This window comes from Pseudomonas sp. PDM02 (assembly GCF_014852285.1).
GTDB classification, from domain to species: domain Bacteria; phylum Pseudomonadota; class Gammaproteobacteria; order Pseudomonadales; family Pseudomonadaceae; genus Aquipseudomonas; species Aquipseudomonas migulae.
The window spans coordinates 83,034-107,278 of sequence record NZ_JACVBL010000012.1 but is presented as its reverse complement, the minus strand read 5'-3'; the positions used below and the strand labels follow the sequence as shown (position 1 = coordinate 107,278).

Sequence of the window (24,245 nt, the reverse complement as noted above, 5' to 3'; positions counted from 1 at the left end):
GTGTAAAAACGTGAAGTTCCGGGTTTGCGCCAGCCTGCCACCCTCAGGCGACAGCCCTGTGACACCCACCCGCTTCATAAGGACCGGCCATCATACACTGCGTTTTTGAGCTGTCCTCAACGGATTTTCACCGACAGGCCAAATTCCCGGCGACACGCTTACTGGCAGATTGCCCGAGGAAAACCGTTCGTCAGTCACCCTCGCTTATAACGCAAAGCTTTCAGAAACCACTTTGACAATCATTCTCGTTAACATTAAGATCCATCGCAATTGAGTCATAACCAGCGACGGTTTCAGTTATGTATGTCTGCCTCTGCACTGGCGTCACCGACGGACAAATCCGCGAAGCAATCTATGAAGGTTGCTGCAGCTACAAGGAAGTCCGCCAAGCTACCGGCGTAGCCAGCCAATGCGGCAAATGCGCCTGCCTTGCCAAGGAAGTGGTGCGTGAAACCCTGACCAAATTGCAAACAGCCCAGGCTGCGATTCCTTTCCCTGTAGAATTTACTGCCGCGTAAATACCCTATTCCAAAGAAACGGACTTCATGTCCGCCTATATTTAGCTTTATATTTTAAAGAATTCTATACAAAACAAGGGCTTGCAGCGATGCAGGCCCTTGTCGTTTCTGGTCGTGGTTACTCATGGCTTACGCTGGCACTTCATGCAAACGTACGATATTCGGTTGCCCCCGGTGTTCGGCCTGCCACAAGTCATAGGCTGCCTTCATGGCCAGCCACTGGCGGCCGGTGCTTATACCGGCGAGTTCCAAGCGCAGCGCTAGGTCAGCAGAAATCGCTGCATGACCGTTGAGCACGGTCGATAGGTGGCCACGCGAATAGCGTCCCCGCTTTCGACTTTGCTGACATTTCTCGTTCTCCTTCTCCTTGCTCAAGGGCCGACCAAAGTTGTTTGGCTACTGGGAGCTAAAATTTCCTGTTCCCTCCTGCTTTGATTTTCCGGCCGAGAGAGTTTCCTGCCGAATTGACGCAATCCAATGTCACTGCTACACAAATAGCATGCGACACAAACTCGGGGGAGGGCGCTTTGTTAAATCTCAGCCTGGTAAAAAACGTTTATGCGCTCATCCTGATTAGCGTCACGATATCCGCCTTTGCGCAGATCGCCCTCAAGGCCGGCATGGACTCCCCTTCCGTCCAGAGGGGGATCGCAGAAGGAGGGGCACGAGTATCAGCATTGCTCGATATTGCCCTCAACCCCCTAATATTGCTCGGCCTTTTCCTGTATTTCAGCAGTGCGGCGGTCTGGCTGATGGTGCTATCCAAGGTGCAGGTCAGTTTCGCCTATCCGTTCGTGGCACTGGGCTTTGTGCTAACGGCCGTGCTCGGCCGCCTCGTCTTCAATGACACCTTCTCCGCGGCCAAGGTCATCGGCACATTGCTGATCATGAGCGGGGTTGTCGTGATGGCGAGGGGGGCGTGACGTCATGACGAACATGAACGAAATCGATGACGCGCCGATTCCGCTTTGCGTGGATCTGGATGGCACACTGGTGCGCACCGACATGCTGCTCGAAACATTTCTGTTGCTTGCAAAGACCTCGCCTCTCTCGCTCGCCTCCCTGCCGGGCTGGCTCATGAAGGGCAAGGCGAGCCTCAAGCACCGCATCGCCGAGCGAGTAACGATCGATGCAGCTAGCCTCCCCTATCGCACCGATGTGCTAGTCCTGATCGAAACCGCCCGCGCAGCGCAGCGCCCTATCATTCTTGCCACGGCATCTTGCGCCGGCGTCGCCAATGGTATTACGGACCATCTGGGCCTCTTCGACGAGGTACTGTGCAGCGACGAAGGCACCAATCTTTCCTCCCACGCCAAGGCTAGTATGCTCGTCGAACGCTTTGGCGAACGAGGCTTCGACTATATCGGCAACGACAAAGCGGACTTGCCCGTATTCGCACGGGCGCGCCGGGCGTTTCTGGTTTCCTCACAGGACGGTCTGAGGCAAGCGGCGCGGGATAGCAATCACGACATTGATTTTATAGAGGATCCAAGCGGTGGTTTTCGTGTCTGGTGGAGAGCCCTGCGCATTCAGCAGTGGCTGAAGAATCTCCTTGTCTTCGTCCCCCTGCTAGCGGCGCATCAGGTGACGAATCCGCAACTATTGTTCTGGGCGATCCTTGCCTTCATCTCGTTCAGCCTGTGCGCCTCGTCCGTCTATCTGCTGAATGATCTGCTCGACCTGCCCGCAGATCGCAAGCATCACCGCAAGAAGAACCGGCCTTTTGCCGCTGGGACCTTGTCCGTGAAATCGGGCATCGCCGCCATCCCCTTGCTGCTTGGTTCATCCCTGATACTTGCGCTGCAATTGCCGCCACGCTTTCTCGTTGTGCTCGGTGTCTACTATTTTCTGACCGCTGCCTATTCCTTCCTGCTGAAGAAGCAGGTGATCGTCGATGTGATGATACTGGCCAGCCTTTATTCGATTCGTGTCATAGCGGGCGCCGCCGCGACGGATATCAAACCGTCCTTTTGGTTACTCGCTTTTTCCATGTTCATCTTCCTCAGTCTTGCCCTGGTGAAGCGTTACTCGGAGCTGCGGGATACTGCCTTTTCGGTCAAGTCGTTGCCTGGTCGCGGTTATCGTCCTGAAGATCTGCCGGTGGTGCTGGCGCTTGGCTCATCCAGCGGCATGATCAGCGTTCTGATCCTCGCCATGTACACGCAGGCCGAGATTGTGCCCGTCATGTATCCTTCGCACGAATGGTTGTGGTTTGCGCCTTCGCTCATGCTCTATTGGACTGCACGCCTGTGGATGAAGACTGTGCGAGGCGAGGTGGATGAAGACCCCGTGCTCTTCGCGGCGCGGGACTGGCAGAGCATCGTCGTGGTAGCACTGATGGGCTGCACCTTCTTCATGGCAATAAGTGGTCCTTCCTTATGGTGAACACAACATGGCTACTCGCACAGGCCAGCTTCAAGTCAGGTGTCTTGCCCATTCTGATGCTGACTTTTGCGATCCGGTTGATATGGGGACTATTGGTTCCAGTAAGCCCTGTATCGGACGCGAACATGTATCACAGCTTCGCGCAGGAAATCGCCGCAGGCCGAGGCTATGTCTATCCTGGTGGTGAAGCCACGGCTTACTGGCCTGTTGGCCCGTCCGCCCTTTACGGCGCCTTTTATGCGATGTTGGGCGTGCATGGCTGGGTAGTCATTCTTGTCAACCTGATTCTCAGCTCTATATCGGTAGCTGGAATCTATCAACTCGGCCTTTTGTATTTTGACAGGACGATCGCACGCATCGCGGCGCTGCTATTCGCCTTCTGGCCCGCATGGATCGCCTTCACCACCGTTCCAAACAGCGAATTGCCTCTCATGACGCTGGTGATCTGGGCTTTTGTGGCTCGTGGTACGGGGAAGTTGCCGCACTGGGCTCGCACCGTTCTGTCGACTGCTCTTCTGGTCGCCGCCGCATTCATGCGGCCGACGGCTCTACCGCTAATTGTTTTGCTACCGCTTCTGGATCAGCCCTTCCGTAAACCGGCGCAAACTGTTCTGCACGTCATTCTGGCGCTGGTCGTCGCAGCAATATTGCTGACTCCTTGGGCAGAGCGTAATCGCGCTTTATTTGGCGAGCCGGTACTTATTTCTGCGAATTTCGGTATCAATCTGTGGATGGGCAATAACCCCCAGGCAAATGGGGCCTATATGTCGGTGCCCGAAATAAATCTCAATACAAAAAACGAAGTAGTCCGCGATAACCATTACAAAGGTCTCGCGCTCGACTTCATTCGCGAAAATCCAGGTCTCTATCTTCGGTTATGCCTGAACCGGGTGGCCCACAGCTTTGATCGCGAAAGCATCGGCATAGCATGGAACCAGAACTCGCTAGCTCCTGCATTGCAACCGATACTCAAGGCTGGCTCTGCCGCCTATTGGTTAGCAATATTCTCCCTCTCTCTCATTGGCGTCGGAGTATTTCTCCGGGAAAATCCTTTGCGTTTTTTCGATCCGCTGGTGGTAACGCCCGCCTTGTTTGCAGCCGTGGCTCTGCTGATCGTCGGCCAGGATCGCTATCATATGCCGATGACGCCGTTCATCGCCTTGTTTGCTGCCTTTTTCATCAATCACATCCTGCACCGTCGATCATCTCGATCAGTGCCGGATACTGCTGCTTAGTTATGATTCGTATGTTCATTTAAGTTTCAATAAGTTAGGTTTGACACTCTTAGTTGTGCGGCTCAAACTCTGGTTTATAGACAGCTATTACAGGGCAGGACCCCATCATGAAAGGCGACATTACAGTCATCCAGCATCTCAACAAGATCCTTGCCAATGAGCTGGTCGCGATCAATCAGTATTTTCTGCATGCGCGCATGTATGAAGATTGGGGTCTGAACAAGCTCGGAAAGCACGAATACCACGAGTCCATCGACGAGATGAAACACGCGGACAAGCTGATCAAGCGCATCCTGTTCCTGGAAGGCCTGCCTAACGTGCAGGACCTGGGCAAGCTGCAGATCGGCGAGCACACCCAGGAAATGCTTGAGTGCGACCTGCGTATCGAACGTACCGGCCACGCCGACCTGAAAGTCGCGATCGCTCATTGCGAAACCGTTGGCGACTACGGTAGCCGTGAACTGCTCGAAGATATTCTTGAATCCGAAGAAGAACATATCGACTGGCTGGAAACCCAACTGGGCCTGATCGATAAAATCGGTCTTGAGAACTATCTGCAATCGCAGATGGGCGACGACGAGTAATTTAGCGTCCGTTAGATTCAAGACAATAAAAAGCCCCGCTCTCTTTTAAGAGGCGGGGCTTTTTTGTGCCTGTGCTGTTGTAGGAGCGAGGCTTGCCCGCGAAAGCGGTGTGTCAGGTACAACGCCTTCGCGGGCGAGCCTCGCTCCTACAGAAAGCAGGTCAGGCTTCGGTCTTGGCAGCAGCGGCGGCTTCAACAGCCGCTTTGATGGTGCTTTGCAGCGAACCGTCTGCAGCCATCTCGGTCATGATGTCGCTACCGCCGACCAGCTCACCACCGACCCACAGTTGCGGGAAAGTTGGCCAGTTGGCGTACTTTGGCAGGTTGGCGCGGATTTCCGGGTTCTGCAGGATGTCCACGTACGCAAACTTTTCGCCACATGCCATCACGGCCTGCGCAGCTTTCGCGGAAAAGCCACACTGCGGGGCATTCGGCGAACCTTTCATGTAAAGCAGAATGGTGTTGTTGGCAATCTGCTCTTTAATCGTTTCGATGATATCCATGAAGCACCTCGGCTGAACTTTCCGACTCGGGGGTCGGCACGGTGGCGCATTGTAACGGAAAGCCGAGCGCCATGCTCGGTCTCCCCGACAGACTCAATCAAGCCGCCGCTACGGTCACCGGCACACCGTTCAATGCCGCATTCCCCGACAACTCATCGAGCTGACACTCGTCGGTCAGGTCATTGGCACTGGAACCTGGCTGGCCGCTGGCAATCGTCATCTGCACGCCAGGCCGCGCATGGCCCCAACCGTGCGGCAGGCTGACCACACCTTTCATCATATCCTGACTGCCCAGCACTTCCACTTCGATCATGCCGACCCGGGAACTGACCCGCACCCGCTGCCCATCGCTGAGCCCGCGACTGGCCAGGTCGTCCGGATGCATCAGCAACTGATGACGCGGCTTGCCCTTCACCAGTCGGTGATAGTTGTGCATCCACGAGTTATTGCTGCGCACGTGACGACGGCCAATCATCAGCAGTTCATCAGCCGCCGGTGCTTGCAGCGCCGCAAATCGCGAGAGGTCGGCAAGGATCGCCGCCGGTGCTGCCTGAACGCGCTGGTTGGCGGTTTTCAGGCGTGGCGCCAGGTTGGATTTCAGCGCGCCAAGATCAACGCCATGCGGTTGATCAAACAGCGTCGCCAAAGACAGCTTGTGCGGCGAAGCGTCGCCATACAGCCCCATTCGCAAGCCACGATCGATCATCTGCGCAGGGGGAATCGTCGGTTTCAGTTCCTTGCCGGTCTTCGCGGCAAAGGCCTTGGCCAGCCCGACGAAAATCTCCCAGTCGTGCAACGCGCCTTCCGGCTTGGCCAGGATCGCGCGATTGAACCGGCTGACGTTACGCACCGCAAACATGTTGAACGTGGTGTCGTAGTGATCGTTTTCCAGGGCTGAAGTGGATGGCAGGATCAGGTCGGCATAGCGCGTGGTTTCGTTGATGTACAAATCAACACTGACCATGAACTCCAACCCGTCCAGCGCCTGCTCCAGTTGCCGGCCATTGGGCGTCGACAACACCGGATTGCCGGCCACGGTAATCAACGCGCGAACCTGCCCTTCCCCTTCGGTGAGCATCTCTTCGGCCAGCGCCGACACTGGCAGCTCGCCGCTGTATTCCGGACGCCCAGACACGCGGCTCTGCCACAGATTGAAATGCCCGCCCGAGGTAGACGCCACCAGGTCCACCGCCGGCTCGGTGCACACCGCACCACCGACGCGATCAAGGTTGCCGGTGACCAGGTTGATCAACTGCACCAGCCAATGACACAACGTGCCGAACGCCTGTGTTGAAACGCCCATGCGGCCATAACAAACCGCTGTCGGCGCCGCCGCGAAGTCCCGCGCCAATTGGCGGATCTGCTCGGCCGGCACGGCACACAACGGGCTCATGGCTTCGGCGGTGAAAGCCGCGACGGCCTCGCGCACGTCATCCAGGCCGTCGACCGGCAAATGGCTGTCGCGGGTCAGGCCTTCAGCAAACAACGTGCTGAGCAGCCCGAACAGCAATGCCGCGTCGCCACCCGGACGGACGAACAGATGCTGATCGGCAATCGCAGCCGTTTCGCTGCGACGCGGATCGACCACCACCACTTTGCCGCCCCGGGCCTGTATCGCTTTCAGGCGCTTTTCGACATCCGGCACAGTCATGATGCTGCCGTTGGAGGCCAGCGGATTACCACCAAGAATCAGCATGAAATCGGTGTGATCGATGTCCGGGATTGGCAACAGCAGACCGTGGCCGTACATCAAATGGCTGGTCAGGTGATGAGGCAACTGATCGACCGAGGTCGCGGAAAACCGGTTGCGGGTTTTCAGCAGGCCAAGAAAGTAATTACTGTGGGTCATCAGCCCGTAGTTGTGCACGCTGGGGTTGCCTTGATAAACCGCCACCGAGTTCTGCCCGTGGCGCTCCTGTATCCCCGCCAGGCGTTCGGCGACCAGATTGAAGGCATCTTCCCACTCGATGGGCTGCCATTCGCTGCCAACGCGCAGCATCGGCTGACGCAGGCGGTCAGGATCGTTCTGGATGTCTTGCAGGGCAACGGCCTTGGGGCAGATGTGCCCGCGGCTGAACGTATCGAGGGCATCGCCCTTGATCGAGGTGATCTGCACATCGCCATCGAGCTCGGTGGTCTCGATGGTCAGGCCGCAGATGGCTTCACACAGGTGGCACGCACGGTGATGGAGAGTCTTGGTCATGGCCAGTCTCTGTCTTGTTCTGGGCGGGCAATAACGGCCGCGGGAACAAAACTATGGCGCGTGCCCCGCCACTGCGCCAGCGACGTTCGTCTTGTGAATCGGCGGCCATCAGGCCAGCCGATGACCGCTCGGGATCAGTTCGACGGCAGCCTCGGTGGCGCCTGCAACTGAATCTCCTGGATGGTTTCAATCTGTTCGTGGGCGACATGCACGCCGGTGAGCTCGCCGATCAGCCGCCAGTGCTCGTCGAGCCCTGTGCTGATGGTGGCCATGCGGTCGATCATCCGCCGGCCAGCGGCCCTGGTCACCTCGTCGTTACTTCGCAAAAGCTCAAAGGACATTGAGGTCATGGAAGCAGTGAGATGCGTCAGTGAGCGGGCCGTGAGACCTAGTAATTCCATCAATTGCTGTTCTTTCGATTCCATTCCGAAGGCTTCCTGCGTCGCTCGTGACTTAGTTATAACCCAGCACATTGCATTAGCAAGTGTTACAAACGAGGCACATTGCCATCAGCTGACTGGAATGCCAGGTCAGAAACCGACCATCAGCGCACCATGCCCGCCCTGTTTGATTGCAAAGCCCCGCAGCCGCAGTGTACAAATGAGCAGCTGCTGTCAGGAAACAGGCTTCAAAAGCGCTACTGCGGTCACCCCATAGCCCCTCTGAAATCCCCTAAAAACCGTAGCCCTATTGGTAAGACGCGACATTTAATTATAAGATCGCGCCTTCCCCTATTTCGTCGCCCTGTGCGGCTTACGCCGCAGGTCTCGCCCGTTTTCCAGTTAAACAAGGCTTTGAGCATCTGCGGTTTGTAGCAAAAAGGTAGTCAATGATGAGCGCAAGGCACTTTCTCTCCCTGATGGATTGCACGCCCGAAGAGCTGGTCAGCGTGATCCGTCGAGGCGTTGAGCTCAAAGACCTGCGTAACCGCGGCGTACTGTTCGAGCCCCTGAAAAACCGCGTGCTCGGGATGATTTTCGAGAAGTCCTCGACCCGTACCCGGATCTCGTTCGAGGCCGGCATGATCCAGCTCGGTGGCCAGGCAATCTTCCTGTCGCCGCGCGACACGCAACTGGGCCGTGGCGAACCGATCGGCGACGCCGCCATTGTCATGTCGAGCATGCTCGATGCGGTGATGATCCGTACGTTTTCCCACAGCACCCTGACCGAATTCGCCGCCAATTCGCGCGTCCCGCTGATCAACGGCCTGTCCGATGACCTGCACCCGTGCCAGTTGCTGGCCGACATGCAAACCTTCCTCGAACATCGCGGCTCGATCCAGGGCAAGACCGTTGCCTGGATCGGCGACGGCAACAACATGTGCAACAGCTATATAGAAGCGGCGATCCAGTTCGACTTCCAGTTGCGCATTGCGTGCCCTGAAGGCTATGAACCCAATCCTGAGTTCGTGGCCAGCGCCGGTGACCGGGTGACCATCGTCCGGGATCCGAAGGACGCCGTGCGCGGCGCGCATCTGGTGAGCACCGACGTCTGGACCTCCATGGGCCAGGAAGAGGAAACCGCCAAGCGCCTGAAGCTGTTCGCACCGTTCCAGGTCAACCGCGCCCTGCTGGACCTGGCCGCCGAAGACGTGCTGTTCATGCATTGCCTGCCCGCCCACCGTGGCGAGGAAATCAGCCTCGACCTGCTCGATGACCCGCGCTCAGTCGCCTGGGATCAAGCGGAAAACCGTCTTCACGCACAAAAGGCCCTGCTCGAGTTTCTCGTTCCGCCTTCGTACCACCACGCATGAGCCAGCCATTACTGCTTAACCTGCGCAACCTCGCTTGCGGCTATCAAGACCAGCGCGTCGTGCAGAACCTCAACCTGCATTTGAATGCCGGTGATATCGGTTGCCTGCTCGGTTCTTCGGGTTGCGGCAAAACCACGACGCTGCGGGCGATTGCCGGTTTTGAACCAGTGCACGAAGGTGAAATCACCCTGGCGGGCGAGACGATCTCAAGCGCCGGCTTCACCCTCGCACCGGAGAAACGCCGGATCGGCATGGTGTTCCAGGATTACGCGCTGTTTCCGCATTTGAGCGTGGCGGAAAACATCGCGTTCGGGATTCGCAAGCATCCGCAAAAGGATCGCGTGACCGAAGAGCTGCTGGAACTGGTCAACCTGAAAAACCTCGGCAAACGCTTTCCGCACGAGCTTTCCGGCGGTCAGCAACAGCGTGTCGCCCTGGCTCGCGCCCTGGCACCGGAACCGCAACTGCTACTGCTCGACGAACCGTTTTCCAATCTCGACGGCGAACTGCGGCGCAAGCTCAGCCACGAAGTGCGCGACATCCTCAAGGCCCGTGGCACCAGCGCGATTCTGGTGACCCACGACCAGGAAGAAGCCTTCGCGGTAAGCGATCATGTCGGGGTTTTCAAGGAAGGTCGCCTGGAACAGTGGGACACGCCCTACAACCTGTATCACGAACCGCTGACGCCCTATGTGGCCAGTTTCATCGGTCAGGGATACTTCATTCGTGGTCAGCTGAGCAGCCCGGAATCGGTGCAGACCGAGCTGGGTGAGTTGCGCGGCAATCGGGCCTACACCTGGCCGATTGGTGGTGCCGTGGACGTATTGTTGCGCCCGGACGATATCGTTTATGCACCGGACAGTGGCTTGAAGGCGCGGATTGTCGGCAAGTCGTTCCAGGGTGCGTCGACGTTGTATCGGTTGCAGATGCCCACCGGCGCGCAGCTGGAATCGATTTTCCCGAGCCATGCCGATCATCTGGTCGGTGCAGAAGTTGGCATCCGGGTTGCCGCTGAACACCTGGTGTTGTTCCAGGCGTCCGGCAGCATCGCCGCGCAGATTCCGACGGTCGAATCCGGCGTTCGGCGTTACAGCACCGCCAGCTGATACCTGAATCTGTAGGAGCGAGGCTTGCCCGCGAAGGCGTAGTGTCAGTCGATATTTGCATTGCCTGACACTACGCCTTCGCGGGCAAGCCTCGCTCCTACGGGATTGGGGTTAACCCAGCATCAGCATTCCGCTCGCAACCAGCGTCGCATTCCCGCCGATCTTCACCCGATCGCCTTCCAGCCGACAGAACAACTCCCCGCCTCGCTTCGAACACTGATACGCCGTCAGGCTCGACTTGCCCAAACGCTTCGACCAATACGGGATCAAACTGCAATGGGTCGAACCGGTCACCGGATCCTCATTGATACCGATCGCCGGCGCGAAGTACCGCGACACAAAATCATGCTTGCTGCCCTTGGCGGTGACGATGGCTCCCGGCCACGGCAGTTTGGCCAACGCGACCATGTCGGGCTGACAGTCGAGCACGGCCTGCTCCGACTCCAGCACCACGAATAACTCATTCGAACCCAACACATCGACCACGTCGACGCCCAAAGCACGTTCGACATCCAGGGTCACGCCGACTGCAGACGGCACGATTGCAGGGAAATCCAGCCACAAGCGGCCACCCTCACGACTCACGCTCAGCGGGCCGGACTTACAAATGAAGTCCAGGCGTTCGACCGGCTCCTTATAGATCTCGAACAAGACATAAGCGCTGGCCAGGGTGGCATGCCCACACAAAGGCACCTCGGTGGTCGGAGTGAACCAGCGGATGTGCCAACCCTGCCCTTCACGCACCACAAAGGCCGTTTCGGCGAGGTTATGTTCAGCGGCGATTTTCTGCATCAACTCATCGGCGAGCCACGCATCGAGGCGATAGACCATCGCCGGGTTGCCACTGAACGGTCGATCACTGAACGCATCGACCTGATGGAACTCAAGCTGCATAACCTTCTCCCTGATTCAGGCGCGGCCGATATCGGCGAACTTGGCCTGGGTATGTTCGGCCAGTACCGCGGGGGCCAGTTCCACTTCCAGGCCACGTCGACCGGCACTGACAAAAATGCTGGCAAAGGGCTGGGCCGAATTATCGATAAACGTGCGCAGGCGCTTTTTCTGTCCCAGCGGGCTGATACCGCCCAACAGATAACCCGTCGAGCGCTGTGCAGCGGCAGGGTCGGCCATTTCGACTTTTTTCACCCCGGCCGCATGCGCCAGGCCCTTCAAGTCCAGACTTCCGACGACCGGCACCACCGCCACCAGCAATTCCCCTTTTTCACTGGCCGCCAGTAACGTCTTGAACACTTGCGCCGGGTCCAGCCCCAGTTTCTCCGCGGCCTCCAAGCCATAGGACGCCGCCTTCGGATCATGTTCGTAACTGTGCACGCGATGTTCGGCACGAACTTTTTTCAACAAATCCAATGCGGGGGTCATGACAGCTCCAGACTGGGCGGCAGAGAAAAATACTGCGCTGGATTCTAGGACATTGCTCCACAAAAGGCTCTATCACGGCAGCGTTTCCAGCGCTTGGCGCGATTCTTTACCGCTCGTCAGAGTTCGTCCGGTTCGCCAAACAAAACGATCATTCATGTGACTAATAGTTGCATTGTGACCGACAGTTCACTTTCGACCTTTGACAGCAGTGTTTCTTGTCTATATTTTTTCGAATCTGAATACAGTACAACGTGACAACGCAGTACCCAGCAGTAAGCCAGGAACAGGATGGGGATCCTGCCCTGGTGAAAATCGCGCTTTGGCCATGACGAAAAAAGCGCCAGACAACAAAAACAAAGAGGTTTTCAATGACAACTGCTTTACAACAACCGTCGCTTTCGAGCCAATGCATGGCCGAGTTTCTGGGCACTGCACTGCTGATCTTTTTTGGTACCGGTTGCGTTGCCGCGCTCAAGGTCGCGGGTGCCAGCTTTGGCTTGTGGGAAATCAGCATCATCTGGGGCGTCGGCGTCAGCATGGCGATCTACCTGACCGCCGGGGTTTCGGGTGCTCATCTCAATCCTGCCGTAAGCATCGCGCTGAGCATTTTCGCTGACTTCGAAAAACGCAAACTGCCGTTCTATATTCTTGCCCAGGTGGCCGGCGCCTTCTGCGGCGCGTTGTTGGTTTACACGCTGTACAGCAATCTATTCTTCGATTACGAACAAACTCACCATATGGTTCGTGGCACTCAAGCCAGCCTTGAACTGGCGTCGGTGTTCTCCACGTTCCCCAACCCGGTCTTGTCCACGGCCCAGGCCTTCCTGGTTGAAGTGATCATCACCGCCGTTCTGATGGGCGTGATCATGTCCCTGACCGATGACAACAACGGTCTGCCAAACGGGCCGATGGCGCCGCTGCTGATCGGCCTGCTGATCGCGGTGATCGGTAGTTCGATGGGCCCGCTGACCGGTTTTGCGATGAACCCGGCGCGTGACTTCGGTCCCAAACTGATGACTTTCTTCGCTGGCTGGGGTGAAATTTCCTTCACTGGTGGCCGCGATATCCCGTATTTCCTGATCCCGATTTTTGCACCGATTGTCGGTGCCTGCCTCGGTGCTGCAGCGTATCGCGGGCTGATTGCCCGTCATCTGCCCAGCGCCGAACCTGCTACAAAGGACGCAACACCGGCCATTGACGGCAAACCAAGAACTTCTTGATACCGTAGGCGCGTGATCCTGCCCATTTGGTCCCGCGCCTGACCTCACTCCCTTTTTTCGTCCAAGGCAATCGACATGACCGACATTCAGAATAAGAACTACATCATTGCCCTCGATCAGGGTACGACCAGCTCCCGCGCGATCATTTTCGACCGCGACGCGAACGTGGTTTGCACCGCCCAGCGCGAATTCGCCCAGCATTACCCGCAAGCCGGTTGGGTCGAACACGACCCGATGGAAATCTTCGCCACCCAAAGCGCCGTGATGGTCGAGGCCCTGGCGCAAGCCGGCCTGCATCACGACCAGGTCGCGGCCATCGGCATCACCAACCAGCGCGAAACCACTGTGGTCTGGGACAAGACCACCGGCCGCCCGATCTACAACGCGATCGTCTGGCAGTGCCGCCGCAGCACCGAGATCTGCCAACAGCTCAAACGTGACGGCCACGAGCAATACATCAGCGACACCACCGGCCTGGTCACCGACCCGTACTTCTCCGGCACCAAACTCAAGTGGATCCTCGACAACGTCGAAGGCAGCCGCGAGCGTGCGCGCAAAGGCGAACTGCTGTTCGGCACCGTGGACAGCTGGCTGATCTGGAAATTTACCGGCGGCAAAGTCCACGTCACCGACTACACCAACGCCTCGCGCACCATGCTCTTCAACATCCACACCCTGGAGTGGGATGCGAAGATGCTGGAGGTGCTGGATATTCCGCGCGAGATGCTGCCGGAAGTTAAATCCTCGTCAGAAATCTACGGCCACACCAAAAGCGGCATCGCCATCGGCGGTATCGCCGGTGATCAGCAGGCTGCCCTGTTCGGCCAGATGTGCGTCGAGCCAGGTCAGGCAAAAAACACCTATGGCACCGGTTGCTTCCTGCTGATGAACACCGGCGACAAAGCGGTGAAGTCCAAGCACGGCATGCTGACCACCATCGCCTGCGGTCCGCGTGGCGAAGTGGCCTACGCGCTGGAAGGCGCGGTGTTCAACGGCGGCTCCACTGTTCAGTGGCTGCGTGACGAACTGAAAATCATCAACGACGCGCACGACACCGAATACTTCGCCAACAAGGTCAAGGACAGCAACGGCGTGTACCTGGTGCCAGCCTTCACCGGCCTGGGCGCTCCGTACTGGGACCCGTATGCCCGTGGCGCACTGTTCGGCCTGACTCGCGGCGTACGCGTGGATCACATCATTCGTGCAGCGCTGGAGTCGATTGCCTACCAGACCCGCGACGTGCTCGACGCCATGCAACAGGATTCCGGCGAACGCCTGAAAGCATTGCGTGTGGATGGCGGCGCGGTGGCAAACAACTTCCTGATGCAATTCCAGGCCGACATCCTCGGCACTCAGGTCGAGCGCCCGCAAATGCGCGAAACCACCGCACTCGGTGCGGCGTACCTGGCCGGTCTGGCGTGTGGCTTCTGGGGCAGCCTGGAAGAACTGCGCGGCAAGGCAGTGATCGAGCGCGAATTCGAGCCGACACTGGACGAAACCGCCAAGGAAAAACTCTACGCCGGCTGGAAAAAAGCGGTCAGCCGCACGCGTGACTGGGAACCGCACGAAGGCGCTGAATAAGCCACGGACCGGACTCGTATCCGGTTGTAACTGGTCGGGAGCGGATTCCTGCGGCATCATGGGCAAATTTTGCACGGCAGCCCAAAGGAAGCCCCATGAATCTGCCTCCCCGTCAGCAGCAAATCCTCGAACTGGTCCGCGAACGCGGCTATGTCAGCATCGAGGAAATGGCCACACTGTTCGTCGTTACACCGCAGACCATCCGCCGCGACATCAATCAGCTCGCGGAATCCAATTTATTGCGTCGCTACCACGGTGGCGCAGCCTACGATTCCAGTGTCGAAAACACCGCCTACGCGATGCGCGCCGATCAGATGCGCGATGAAAAGCAGCGTATCGGCGAAGCCATTGCCGCACAGATCCCCGATCACGCCTCGCTGTTCATCAACATCGGCACCACGACCGAATCGATCGCACGGGCGCTGCTCAACCACAACCATCTGAAGATCATCACCAACAACCTGCATGTGGCTTCGATGCTCAGCGCCAAGGACGACTTCGACGTTCTGCTGACCGGTGGCAATGTGCGGCGCGACGGTGGCGTGGTCGGCCAGGCGAGTGTCGACTTCATCAACCAGTTCAAGGTCGACTTCGCGCTGGTCGGCATCAGCGGTATTGATGAAGACGGCAGCCTGCTGGACTTCGATTATCAGGAAGTGCGGGTGTCGCAGGCGATCATCGCCAATGCACGGCAGGTGATTCTGGCAGCGGACTCCAGCAAATTCGGGCGCAATGCCATGATTCGCCTGGGGCCGATCAGCTTGATCGATTGCCTGGTGACGGATCAGCAGCCAGTGCCGGCGCTGGCGCAGTTGTTGAGTCAGCACAAGATTCGGTTGGAGGTTGTTTAACCCCTCTGACTGCTAAACAACCTCCTTGTAGGAGCCGGCTTGCTGGCGATGGCGTCTTCAAGGCCGCCATCGCCAGCAAGCCGGCTCCTACAAAATGCGTGCCCCCGCAATCCCCCCTCGGCTACTAATGTTCGTAAATTTTCCTTTAACGGCCCTTCGATCAGTATTTTCAATCGAAGTTAACTGGCTGTGGGCGGCTTTATGGGCTACCATTTTCGCAAATGAACATTAATGTTCGAAATCCAATATCGACAATCAAAAAAACCGAGGCCAGCCGATGCCCACTTCTACCTTGCCTACGCCCCCACTCGCCGAGGTCTACGATATCGCCGTCATCGGTGGCGGGATCAATGGCGTGGGGATCGCAGCGGATGCCGCCGGTCGCGGTCTTTCGGTGTTCCTTTGCGAAAAGGATGATCTGGCCAGCCACACCTCGTCGGCCAGCAGCAAACTGATCCACGGTGGCCTGCGCTACCTCGAACATTACGAATTCCGCCTGGTCCGCGAAGCCCTCGCCGAGCGCGAAGTGTTGCTGGCCAAGGCGCCGCACATCGTCAAGCAAATGCGCTTCGTCCTGCCGCACCGTCCGCACCTGCGTCCGGCCTGGATGATCCGTGCCGGCCTGTTCCTGTATGACAACCTGGGCAAACGGGAAAAACTGGAAGGTTCGAAAAGCCTGAAGTTCGGCCCGGACAGCCCGTTGAAAAGCGAAATCACCAAAGGCTTCGAATACTCCGATTGCTGGGTCGACGACGCGCGCCTGGTGGTCCTGAACGCCATGGCGGCCCGCGAGAACGGCGCCCATGTGCACACCCAGACCCGCTGCGTCAGCGCCCGTCGAACCAAAGGCCTATGGCATCTGCACCTGGAACGCGCCGACGGCAGCCTGCTTTCGATCCGCGCCAAGGCGCTGGTGAATGCGGCCGGCCCATGGGTTGCCAAGTTCATTCGTGATGATTTGAAGATGGAATCGCCGTACGGCATCCGCCTGATCCAGGGCAGTCACCTGATCGTGCCGAAACTGTACGAAGGTGATCACGCGCACATTCTGCAAAACGAAGATCAGCGCATCGTCTTCACCATTCCGTACCTGAACCATTTCACCCTGATCGGCACCACCGACCGTGAGTACACCGGCGATCCGGCAAAAGTGGCGATCACCGAAGGCGAAACCGATTACCTGTTGAAAGTGGTCAACGCCCACTTCAAGAAGCAGATCAGCCGCGACGACATCCTGCACAGCTATTCCGGTGTTCGTCCGCTGTGCAACGACGAATCCGACAATCCGTCGGCCGTCACCCGCGACTACACCCTCGCGCTTTCGGGCACGGGCGAAGAAGCGCCGTTGCTGTCGGTGTTCGGCGGCAAGCTGACCACCTACCGCAAACTGGCCGAGTCGGCGCTGGCACAACTGGCGCCTTACTTCACGCACATCAAGCCGAGCTGGACCGCCAGCGCCACCCTGCCGGGCGGCGAAGACATGACCACTCCGCAGGCGCTGAGCTCGCGCATCCGTGACCAGTTCGACTGGGTGCCGACCGAAATCGCTCGTCGCTGGGCCACCACTTACGGCAGCCGCACCTGGCGCATGCTTGAAGGCGTGCAAAGCCTCAGCGACCTGGGCGAGCACATCGGCGGCGGTCTCTACACCCGCGAAGTCGATTACCTGTGCAGCGAAGAGTGGGCAACCACGGCGCACGACATTCTGTGGCGTCGCAGCAAGCTGGGCTTGTTCACCACCCCGGCCGAGCAGCAAGCGCTGGCGGAGTATCTGAGCAAGGTCGAGCAGAACCGCAGCAAGATTGAAGCGGCCTGATCGGTAATCCGCTTGAACGAAAGCCCCTGAGTCTCACGATTCAGGGGCTTTTTGCTATTCGGGAAACACCATCAATCCCCTGTAGGAGCTGACTTGCTGCGGGCGGCGTTCCGACGATAGCGGTGTGCCAGTCAATAAAGAAGTTAACTGGCACACCGCTATCGTCGGAACGCCGCCCGCAGCAAGCCGGCTCCTACAGGGGAAAGTGTTTACAACATGGAGCATTCGGTTTTCCGAACGCGACCCGTCGGTCTATTCGGTTAACCGGACTATCTCATTCCAAAAAACGCGCAATAAATATTTAATATCCTTATAAATCAATGTTTTAACCTGTATCGACTGGTCTGGCACGAGTCATGCTCTACACTCTTGGACGAATGCTTGTTGCGCGGACCTTGAGAAGCCGACAGACATTCGAAGCACAAAAGGGCCGATGAACTGGCTCCATATAAAAACAATGTCGAGGAAAATTTGATGCGCATCGTTCCCCATATCCTGGGCGCAGCCATTGCTGCAGCTCTGATTACCACTCCAGTTTTCGCTGCCGAACTCACCGGCACACTGAAGAAGATCAAAGAGTCCGGCACCATCACCCTCGGGCATCGTGACGCTTCCATTCCGTTTTCCTATATCGCGGACGCTTCCGGCAAGCCGGTTGGCTACTCCCACGATATTCAGCTGAAAGTCGTTGAAGCCCTGAAAAAAGACCTCGACATGCCGAATCTCCAGGTCAAATACAACCTGGTGACCTCGCAAACCCGCATCCCGCTGGTGCAGAACGGCACCGTGGACCTCGAGTGCGGTTCCACCACCAACAACGTCGAGCGTCAGCAGCAAGTTGACTTCTCCGTCGGCATTTTCGAAATCGGTACTCGCCTGCTGTCCAAGGCAGACTCCAAGTACAAGGATTTCGCTGACCTGGCCGGCAAGAACGTCGTGACCACCGCCGGCACCACGTCCGAACGCATCCTCAAGGCGATGAACGCCGACAAGCAGATGGGTATGAACGTCATCTCCGCCAAAGACCACGGCGAATCCTTCCAGATGCTGGAAACCGGCCGTGCCGTGGCTTTCATGATGGACGACGCCCTGCTGGCAGGTGAAGCAGCCAAAGCCAAGAAGGCAACTGACTGGGCCGTGACCGGCACTCCACAGTCCTACGAAATCTACGGCTGCATGGTCCGCAAGGGCGACGAGCCGTTCAAGAAGGCTGTAGACGACGCCATCGTGGCAACCTACAAGTCGGGCGAGATCAACAAGATCTACGACAAATGGTTCATGCAGCCAATCCCGCCAAAAGGTCTGAACCTGAACTTCCCGATGAGCGACGAGCTCAAGGCCCTGATCGCCAATCCGACCGATAAAGCGGCTGACGACAAGAAATCCTGATTTCTGACTAACCTTACCTCCTGAGAGGGCCAACGCCCTTTCAGGAGGTGGTCACTTCCTGCTGGTATTTTTTGGAAACACTCGAACCGGTGGCTGTCGAGCCGGGAGCGTGTGCCTGATCGAAAAGGTCAGGCGGGAACGGAGCTTCCCCCAAGCGGGCACTTGCACATCGATTGAACTGAGGGGAGACCCTAATGAATTACAACTGGGACTGGGGCGTGTTCTTCAAGTCCACCGGCGTGGGCAGCGAGACCTATTTCGACTGGTACGTGTCCGGTCTGGGCTGGACCATCGGCATCGCCATCGCGGCCTGGATCATCGCCCTGACACTGGGCTCGATCCTGGGCGTCATGCGCACCGTGCCGAACCGCATCGTATCGGGCATCGCCACCTGCTACGTCGAACTTTTCCGTAACGTACCGCTGCTGGTGCAGTTGTTCATCTGGTACTTCCTGGTGCCCGACCTGCTGCCGCAAGACCTGCAGGAATGGTACAAACAGGACCTGAACCCGACCACCTCCGCGTTCCTCAGCGTGGTTGTCTGCCTGGGCCTGTTCACCACGGCTCGCGTTTGCGAACAGGTGCGCACCGGTATTCAGGCGTTGCCAAAAGGCCAGGAATCCGCTGCTCGCGCCATGGGCTTCAAGCTGCCGCAGATCTACTGGAACGTGCTGCTGCCCCAGGCCTACCGGATCATCATTCCGCCGCTTACCTCGGAATTCCTGAACGTATTCAAGAACACCTCCGTCGCCTCGCTGATCGGCCTGATGGAGCTGCTTGCACAAACCAAACAGACCGCCGAGTTCTCCGCGAACCTGTTCGAAGCGTTCACCCTGGCGACCCTGATCTACTTCACCTTGAACATGAGCCTGATGCTGCTGATGCGCCTGGTCGAGAAGAAAGTGGCCGTACCGGGCCTGATCTCCGTAGGGGGTAAATGATGGAATTCGACTTCTCGGGCATCATCCCGTCCCTGCCGGGCCTGTGGAACGGCATGATCATGACCCTGCAACTGATGGCGCTGGGCGTCGTCGGCGGGATCATCCTTGGCACGATCCTCGCGCTGATGCGCCTGTCCCACAGCAAAGTGCTGTCGAACATCGCCGGCGCCTACGTTAACTACTTCCGTTCGATTCCACTGCTGCTGGTCATCACCTGGTTCTACCTGGCGGTGCCGTTCGTGCTGCGCTGGATCACCGGCGAAGACACACCAATCGGCGCATTCGCCTCGTGCATCGTGGCGTTCATGATGTTCGAAGCGGCGTACTTCTGCGAAATCGTCCGCGCTGGCGTGCAGTCGATTCCCAAAGGCCAGATGGGCGCTGCCCAGGCCCTGGGCATGTCGTATGGCCAGATGATGCGCCTGATCATCCTGCCGCAAGCGTTCCGCAAGATGACCCCGCTGCTGCTGCAACAGAGCATCATCCTGTTTCAGGACACCTCGCTGGTCTATGCCGTCGGCCTGGTGGACTTCCTCAATGCCTCGCGTGCCAGTGGCGACATCATCGGCCGCTCGAATGAGTTCCTGATCTTCGCAGGTCTCGTGTACTTCACAATCAGCTTTGCCGCCTCGCTGCTGGTCAAGCGTCTGCAAAAAAGGTTTGCCGTATGATCTCTATCAAGAATGTCAACAAGTGGTATGGCGACTTCCAGGTACTGACTGACTGCAGCACCGAGGTCAAAAAAGGCGAAGTGATCGTGGTGTGCGGGCCGTCCGGCTCCGGCAAATCCACCCTGATCAAATGCGTCAACGCCCTGGAACCGTTCCAGAAAGGCGACATCGTGGTCGACGGCACGTCCATTGCGGACCCGAAGACCAACCTGCCGAAGCTGCGTTCACGCGTGGGCATGGTGTTCCAGCATTTCGAGCTGTTCCCGCACCTGACCATCACCGAAAACCTGACCATCGCGCAGATCAAGGTGTTGGGCCGCAGCAAGGAAGAAGCCACCAAGAAAGGCCTGCAACTGCTGGAGCGCGTCGGTCTCTCGGCGCACGCTCACAAGCACCCGGGCCAGCTCTCCGGTGGTCAGCAACAGCGTGTGGCGATTGCCCGTGCGCTGGCGATGGACCCGATCGTCATGCTGTTCGACGAACCGACCTCCGCGCTCGACCCTGAAATGGTCAACGAAGTGCTCGACGTGATGGTGCAACTGGCCCACGAAGGCATGACCATGATGTGCGTGACCCACGAAATGGGCTTCGCCCGTAAAGTGGCGGACCGGGTGATTTTCATGGACGCCGGCAAAATCATCGAAGACTGCAAGAAAGAGGAGTTCTTCGGCGACATCAGCCACCGCGCCGAGCGTACCCAGCACTTCCTCAACAAGATTCTGCAGCACTAAAAAACACCGCTCCCCTGTAGGAGCCGGCTTGCTGGCGATGGAGTGTCAGTCGACATCAATGTGGCTGACCCACCATCGCCAGCAAGCCGGCTCCTACAGGGGTCGGTGATGGTTTTGAGATTTGTGTTGTGGTTGACCCAAGGCATCTGTGATGAAATGCGACCCCACTCTCTATCGCGCAGCGCCGCCATCACTCGTCGTGAAACCCCGTCTGATCCGCCACTTGTTCCTGCCGCCACTGGTCATCGCCCTGATGATCGGATTGGGTTACCTCGGCTTCTGGGTCAGCGAGCACTACGGGATCCGCAGCCTCAGCGAGAACGGCCAGCGTCAGCTCGAACTGCACGCCCGCGCCGTCGAGAGCGAGATCAGCAAGTACACCTACCTGCCCAGCCTGCTGGAACTCGAAACCAGCGTTTCGAAGCTGCTGGCCGACCCGTCGCCGGAACACCGGCAAACGGTCAATGAATACCTCGAAGGCCTGAACCGGCGCAGCCGCAGTCGGGCCATCTACGTGATGGACACCACCGGTCGTGTCATGGCCACCAGCAACTGGCGCGATGTCGACAGTTACCTCGGTGAAGACCTGTCCTTTCGCGCTTACTTCCAGAACGCCGTGCGCGGTCAGCCGGGCCGCTTCTATGGCATCGGCAGCACCAACGGTGAACCCGGTTATTACCTGGCCCATGGCCTGGAAGAACACGGCAAGATCATCGGTGTCGCGGTGGTCAAAGTCCGCCTCGAAGCAATGGAAGAACGCTGGCAGCGGGCGCGCCTGGAAGCCTTCGTCAGCGACGAAAACGGCATCATCATTCTCTCCAGCGATCCGGCGCGACGGCTGAAATCAGTCGTTCCATTGAGCGACGAGACCAAGGAAAAACTCGCCCGCAGCCTTCAGTACTACTGGTTTCCACTGAACGAGTTGCAACCGCTGGCCCGTGAAAGACTGGCCGAAGGCGAGGAAAAACTGACCTTCCCGGCCAACAGTGAAGTGGAGTCCGACGAAGAGGACATCAGTTACCTCTCGCAAACCCGTCCCTTGAGCGACACTCCATGGAATTTCACGCTGCTCACGCCGCTGCAGGATTTGCGTCGCGAAGCGATCAATCAGGGGATTCTGGTGGCCGTGGCGTTTGCCCTGGTGGCGTTCCTGCTGATCGCCTGGAACGAGCGCCGCAAAGTGATCGCCACCCGTCTCGCCGCCCGGGAAGCCTTGCAGGAAGCCAACAATCAACTGGAGCGTCGGATTACCGAACGCACCACCGACCTGCGCGCCAGCAACGAACGGCTCAAGGGCCAGATTCGCGAACGCCGTCAGGCCGAAGAGACCTTGCGCCGCGCCCAGGATGAACTGGTTCAGGCCGGAAAACTCGCAGCCATCGGCCAGATGTCCACCAGCATCGCCCACGAATTGAACCAGCCGCTGGCGGCGCTGCGCACCTTGTCCGGCAACACCGTGCGCTTTCTCGAGCGCGGGCAACTGGATGTGGCCAGCACCAACCTCAAGACCATCAACGAACTGATCGACCGCATGGGCCGGATCACCGCAAGCCTGCGCTCCTTCGCCCGTCGCGGCGACGACAAGGGCCAGGCCTGCCTCGGCAAAGCGGTGGACGCCGCGCTGCAACTGCTCGGCGGACGTGTGGAAAGTGTCCCTCTGCACTTGCATCGCGAGTTCGCCGACGTGCAGGTGCAGATTGACCAGACCCGCCTGGAGCAGATTCTGGTCAACCTGATCGGCAACGCCCTCGACGCCATGCAGTCGCAGCCCCAACCGGAATTGTGGCTCGAAGGCGAAGCGTTCGACGGCAAGTATCGCCTGCGAGTACGCGACAACGGCCACGGCATCGATGCCGAAGCGCGCAAGCATCTGTTCGAACCGTTCTTCACCACCAAACCCGGCGAGCAAGGCCTGGGCCTCGGCCTGACCCTGTCCGCCAGCCTGGCCGCCGCCACCGGCGGACACCTGGGTGTCGAGCACCCGGCCAGCGGTGGTACCACCTTCGTCCTCAGTTTACCGTTGGTAAGCCCCCTTCAAGCCGAGCCAATATGAACAACGACCTTAGTGTGCTGATCGTCGAAGACGACCCTCATGTGCTGCTCGGCTGCCAACAGGCGCTGACCCTGGAAGACATTCCCTGCGTCGGCGTGGGCAGCGCCGAAGAAGCGCTGGAGCGGGTCGGCGACAACTTTGCCGGCATCGTCATCAGCGACATTCGCCTGCCGGGCATCGATGGCCTGGAATTGCTGACCCGGCTCAAGGCCCGTGATCGCAGCCTGCCGGTGGTGCTGATCACCGGCCATGGCGACATTTCCATGGCCGTCGGCGCGATGCAGAAAGGCGCTTACGACTTCATGGAGAAACCTTTCTCCCCTGAACGCCTGGTGGATGTCGCCCGTCGTGCGCTGGAGCAACGCAGCCTCGCCCGGGAAGTCTCTTCGCTGCGCCGGCAATTGGCAGAACGGGATTCCCTGGAAGGCCGGATCATCGGTCGTTCGCCAGCCATGCAGAACCTGCGGGAATTGATTGCCAACGTCGCCGATACCTCGGCCAACGTGCTGATCGAAGGCGAAACCGGCACCGGTAAGGAACTGGTTGCGCGCTGCCTGCACGACTTCAGTCGGCGTCACACCAAACAGTTCGTCGCCCTGAACTGCGGTGGCCTGCCGGAGAACCTGTTCGAAAGTGAAATCTTCGGCCACGAAGCCAACGCCTTCACCGGCGCCGGCAAGCGGCGGATCGGCAAGATCGAACACGCCGACGGCGGCACGCTGTTCCTCGACGAGGTGGAAAGCATGCCGCTGCCGTTGCAGATCAAACTGCTGCGGGTGTTGCAGGAACGCACCCTCGAACGCCTCGGCTCGAACCAGAGCGTGGCGGTGGATTGCCGGGTGATCGCGGCGACCAAGTCCGATCTCGACGAGTCGAGCAAGGCCGGCGAATTCCGCAGCGACTTGTATTACCGGTTGAACGTGGTGACCCTGGAACTGCCGCCGCTGCGCGAGCGCCGCGAAGACATCCTGCAACTGTTCGAGCACTTCCTGCAGCAATCGTCCTTGCGTTTTGACCGTGCCGTGCCGGAGCTGGACAACCAGACCGTGTCGAACCTGATGAGCCACGACTGGCCGGGCAACGTCCGTGAGCTGCGCAACGTTGCCGAGCGGTATGCCCTCGGTCTGCCGGCCTTCAAGAAGTCCGGCGCCAGCGGCAGCAATCAGGGCCTGGCCTTCGCCGAAGCGGTGGAAGCCTTCGAGCGCAACCTGCTCGGCGACGCCTTGCAACGCAGCGGCGGCAACCTGACCCAAGCCAGCCTGGAACTGGGCATGGCCAAAACCACGCTGTTCGACAAAGTGAAGAAGTACGGGTTGAGCCACTGAT

General features: G+C 58.6%; 22 protein-coding genes. 17 read left to right on the top strand and 5 right to left on the bottom strand.

From position 1 onward, the window contains the following. Positions 1 to 299: 299 nt before the first annotated feature. From IB245_RS21395 to bfr, 5 genes are all read left to right on the top strand, one after another. The gene (locus IB245_RS21395) at positions 300 to 518 is read left to right on the top strand and encodes a bacterioferritin-associated ferredoxin (RefSeq protein ID WP_008032160.1); all 219 of its coding nucleotides are present in this window, start codon (positions 300 to 302) and stop codon (positions 516 to 518) included. Between the two features lie 527 nt (positions 519 to 1,045). Next, positions 1,046 to 1,441 (top strand): EamA family transporter, encoded by a 396-nt coding sequence (locus tag IB245_RS21390; RefSeq protein WP_223480958.1) that lies wholly within the window; start codon positions 1,046 to 1,048, stop codon positions 1,439 to 1,441. A gap of 4 nt (positions 1,442 to 1,445) precedes the next feature. Then, positions 1,446 to 2,903, top strand: coding sequence for a UbiA family prenyltransferase (locus tag IB245_RS21385; RefSeq protein WP_192228579.1), 1,458 nt, complete (start codon positions 1,446 to 1,448; stop codon positions 2,901 to 2,903). Then, positions 2,897 to 4,138, top strand: coding sequence for an ArnT family glycosyltransferase (locus tag IB245_RS21380; protein WP_192228578.1), 1,242 nt, complete (start codon positions 2,897 to 2,899; stop codon positions 4,136 to 4,138). Before IB245_RS21385 ends, IB245_RS21380 begins: the two co-directional genes overlap by 7 nt. Before the next feature lie 107 nt (positions 4,139 to 4,245). After that, the gene (bfr, locus tag IB245_RS21375; RefSeq protein WP_008032161.1) at positions 4,246 to 4,722 is read left to right on the top strand and encodes a bacterioferritin; all 477 of its coding nucleotides are present in this window, start codon (positions 4,246 to 4,248) and stop codon (positions 4,720 to 4,722) included. Positions 4,723 to 4,882: 160 nt separating this feature from the next. Here the strand turns inward: bfr and grxD are convergent, their stop codons facing one another. The 3 genes from grxD to IB245_RS21360 all read right to left on the bottom strand — a co-directional run bounded on the left by grxD (position 4,883) and on the right by IB245_RS21360 (position 7,852). Beyond that, positions 4,883 to 5,224, bottom strand: coding sequence for a Grx4 family monothiol glutaredoxin (gene grxD, locus IB245_RS21370; protein WP_008032163.1), 342 nt, complete (start codon positions 5,222 to 5,224; stop codon positions 4,883 to 4,885). A gap of 97 nt (positions 5,225 to 5,321) precedes the next feature. Continuing rightward, positions 5,322 to 7,427 carry a molybdopterin oxidoreductase family protein gene (locus tag IB245_RS21365; protein WP_192228577.1) on the bottom strand — a complete coding sequence of 702 codons (2,106 nt, stop codon included), beginning with the start codon at positions 7,425 to 7,427 and terminating at the stop codon, positions 5,322 to 5,324. 134 nt (positions 7,428 to 7,561) lie between these two features. Further along, positions 7,562 to 7,852, bottom strand: a complete 291-nt coding sequence (locus IB245_RS21360) for a hypothetical protein (RefSeq protein WP_192228576.1) — start codon at positions 7,850 to 7,852, stop codon at positions 7,562 to 7,564. A 407-nt stretch (positions 7,853 to 8,259) separates the two neighbouring features. Here IB245_RS21360 and argF point away from each other — a divergent pair, with 407 nt between their 5' ends. Both argF and IB245_RS21350 read left to right on the top strand, forming a co-directional pair. Continuing rightward, positions 8,260 to 9,180: an ornithine carbamoyltransferase gene (argF, locus tag IB245_RS21355; protein ID WP_192228575.1), complete on the top strand. Its 921-nt coding sequence runs from the start codon at positions 8,260 to 8,262 to the stop codon at positions 9,178 to 9,180. Continuing rightward, positions 9,177 to 10,286 (top strand): ABC transporter ATP-binding protein, encoded by a 1,110-nt coding sequence (locus IB245_RS21350; protein WP_008040856.1) that lies wholly within the window; start codon positions 9,177 to 9,179, stop codon positions 10,284 to 10,286. The genes argF and IB245_RS21350 overlap by 4 nt, the downstream gene beginning before the upstream one ends. Before the next feature lie 111 nt (positions 10,287 to 10,397). Here the strand turns inward: IB245_RS21350 and IB245_RS21345 are convergent, their stop codons facing one another. Both IB245_RS21345 and ybaK read right to left on the bottom strand, forming a co-directional pair. Continuing rightward, complete coding sequence (locus tag IB245_RS21345; RefSeq protein WP_192228574.1) at positions 10,398 to 11,180, bottom strand: PhzF family phenazine biosynthesis protein; 783 nt, start codon at positions 11,178 to 11,180, stop codon at positions 10,398 to 10,400. A gap of 15 nt (positions 11,181 to 11,195) precedes the next feature. Then, entirely contained in the window at positions 11,196 to 11,666 is a 471-nt protein-coding gene (ybaK, locus tag IB245_RS21340; RefSeq protein WP_007971306.1) for a Cys-tRNA(Pro) deacylase, read from the bottom strand. Between the two features lie 368 nt (positions 11,667 to 12,034). Here ybaK and IB245_RS21335 point away from each other — a divergent pair, with 368 nt between their 5' ends. From IB245_RS21335 to IB245_RS21290, 10 genes are all read left to right on the top strand, one after another. After that, entirely contained in the window at positions 12,035 to 12,886 is an 852-nt protein-coding gene (locus tag IB245_RS21335) for an MIP/aquaporin family protein (RefSeq protein WP_008032171.1), read from the top strand. A 75-nt stretch (positions 12,887 to 12,961) separates the two neighbouring features. Further along, positions 12,962 to 14,467, top strand: coding sequence for a glycerol kinase GlpK (glpK, locus tag IB245_RS21330; RefSeq protein ID WP_008032172.1), 1,506 nt, complete (start codon positions 12,962 to 12,964; stop codon positions 14,465 to 14,467). Between the two features lie 95 nt (positions 14,468 to 14,562). After that, a complete protein-coding gene (locus IB245_RS21325) occupies positions 14,563 to 15,318 on the top strand; it encodes a DeoR/GlpR family transcriptional regulator (RefSeq protein ID WP_008032173.1) in 756 nt (251 codons plus the stop codon). Positions 15,319 to 15,595: 277 nt separating this feature from the next. Then, the gene (glpD, locus tag IB245_RS21320; RefSeq protein ID WP_008032174.1) at positions 15,596 to 17,134 is read left to right on the top strand and encodes a glycerol-3-phosphate dehydrogenase; all 1,539 of its coding nucleotides are present in this window, start codon (positions 15,596 to 15,598) and stop codon (positions 17,132 to 17,134) included. 474 nt (positions 17,135 to 17,608) lie between these two features. Next, the gene (locus IB245_RS21315; RefSeq protein ID WP_008032176.1) at positions 17,609 to 18,523 is read left to right on the top strand and encodes a glutamate/aspartate ABC transporter substrate-binding protein; all 915 of its coding nucleotides are present in this window, start codon (positions 17,609 to 17,611) and stop codon (positions 18,521 to 18,523) included. Between the two features lie 194 nt (positions 18,524 to 18,717). Then, positions 18,718 to 19,464 (top strand): amino acid ABC transporter permease, encoded by a 747-nt coding sequence (locus IB245_RS21310; RefSeq protein WP_008032179.1) that lies wholly within the window; start codon positions 18,718 to 18,720, stop codon positions 19,462 to 19,464. Further along, positions 19,464 to 20,135 (top strand): amino acid ABC transporter permease, encoded by a 672-nt coding sequence (locus tag IB245_RS21305; RefSeq protein WP_192228573.1) that lies wholly within the window; start codon positions 19,464 to 19,466, stop codon positions 20,133 to 20,135. Before IB245_RS21310 ends, IB245_RS21305 begins: the two co-directional genes overlap by 1 nt. Further along, positions 20,132 to 20,866, top strand: a complete 735-nt coding sequence (locus tag IB245_RS21300) for an amino acid ABC transporter ATP-binding protein (RefSeq protein WP_008032183.1) — start codon at positions 20,132 to 20,134, stop codon at positions 20,864 to 20,866. The genes IB245_RS21305 and IB245_RS21300 overlap by 4 nt, the downstream gene beginning before the upstream one ends. A gap of 151 nt (positions 20,867 to 21,017) precedes the next feature. Further along, positions 21,018 to 22,919: a sensor histidine kinase gene (locus IB245_RS21295; protein WP_008040854.1), complete on the top strand. Its 1,902-nt coding sequence runs from the start codon at positions 21,018 to 21,020 to the stop codon at positions 22,917 to 22,919. Beyond that, positions 22,916 to 24,244, top strand: a complete 1,329-nt coding sequence (locus IB245_RS21290; RefSeq protein WP_008040853.1) for a sigma-54-dependent transcriptional regulator — start codon at positions 22,916 to 22,918, stop codon at positions 24,242 to 24,244. The genes IB245_RS21295 and IB245_RS21290 overlap by 4 nt, the downstream gene beginning before the upstream one ends. Position 24,245 lies beyond the last annotated feature (1 nt).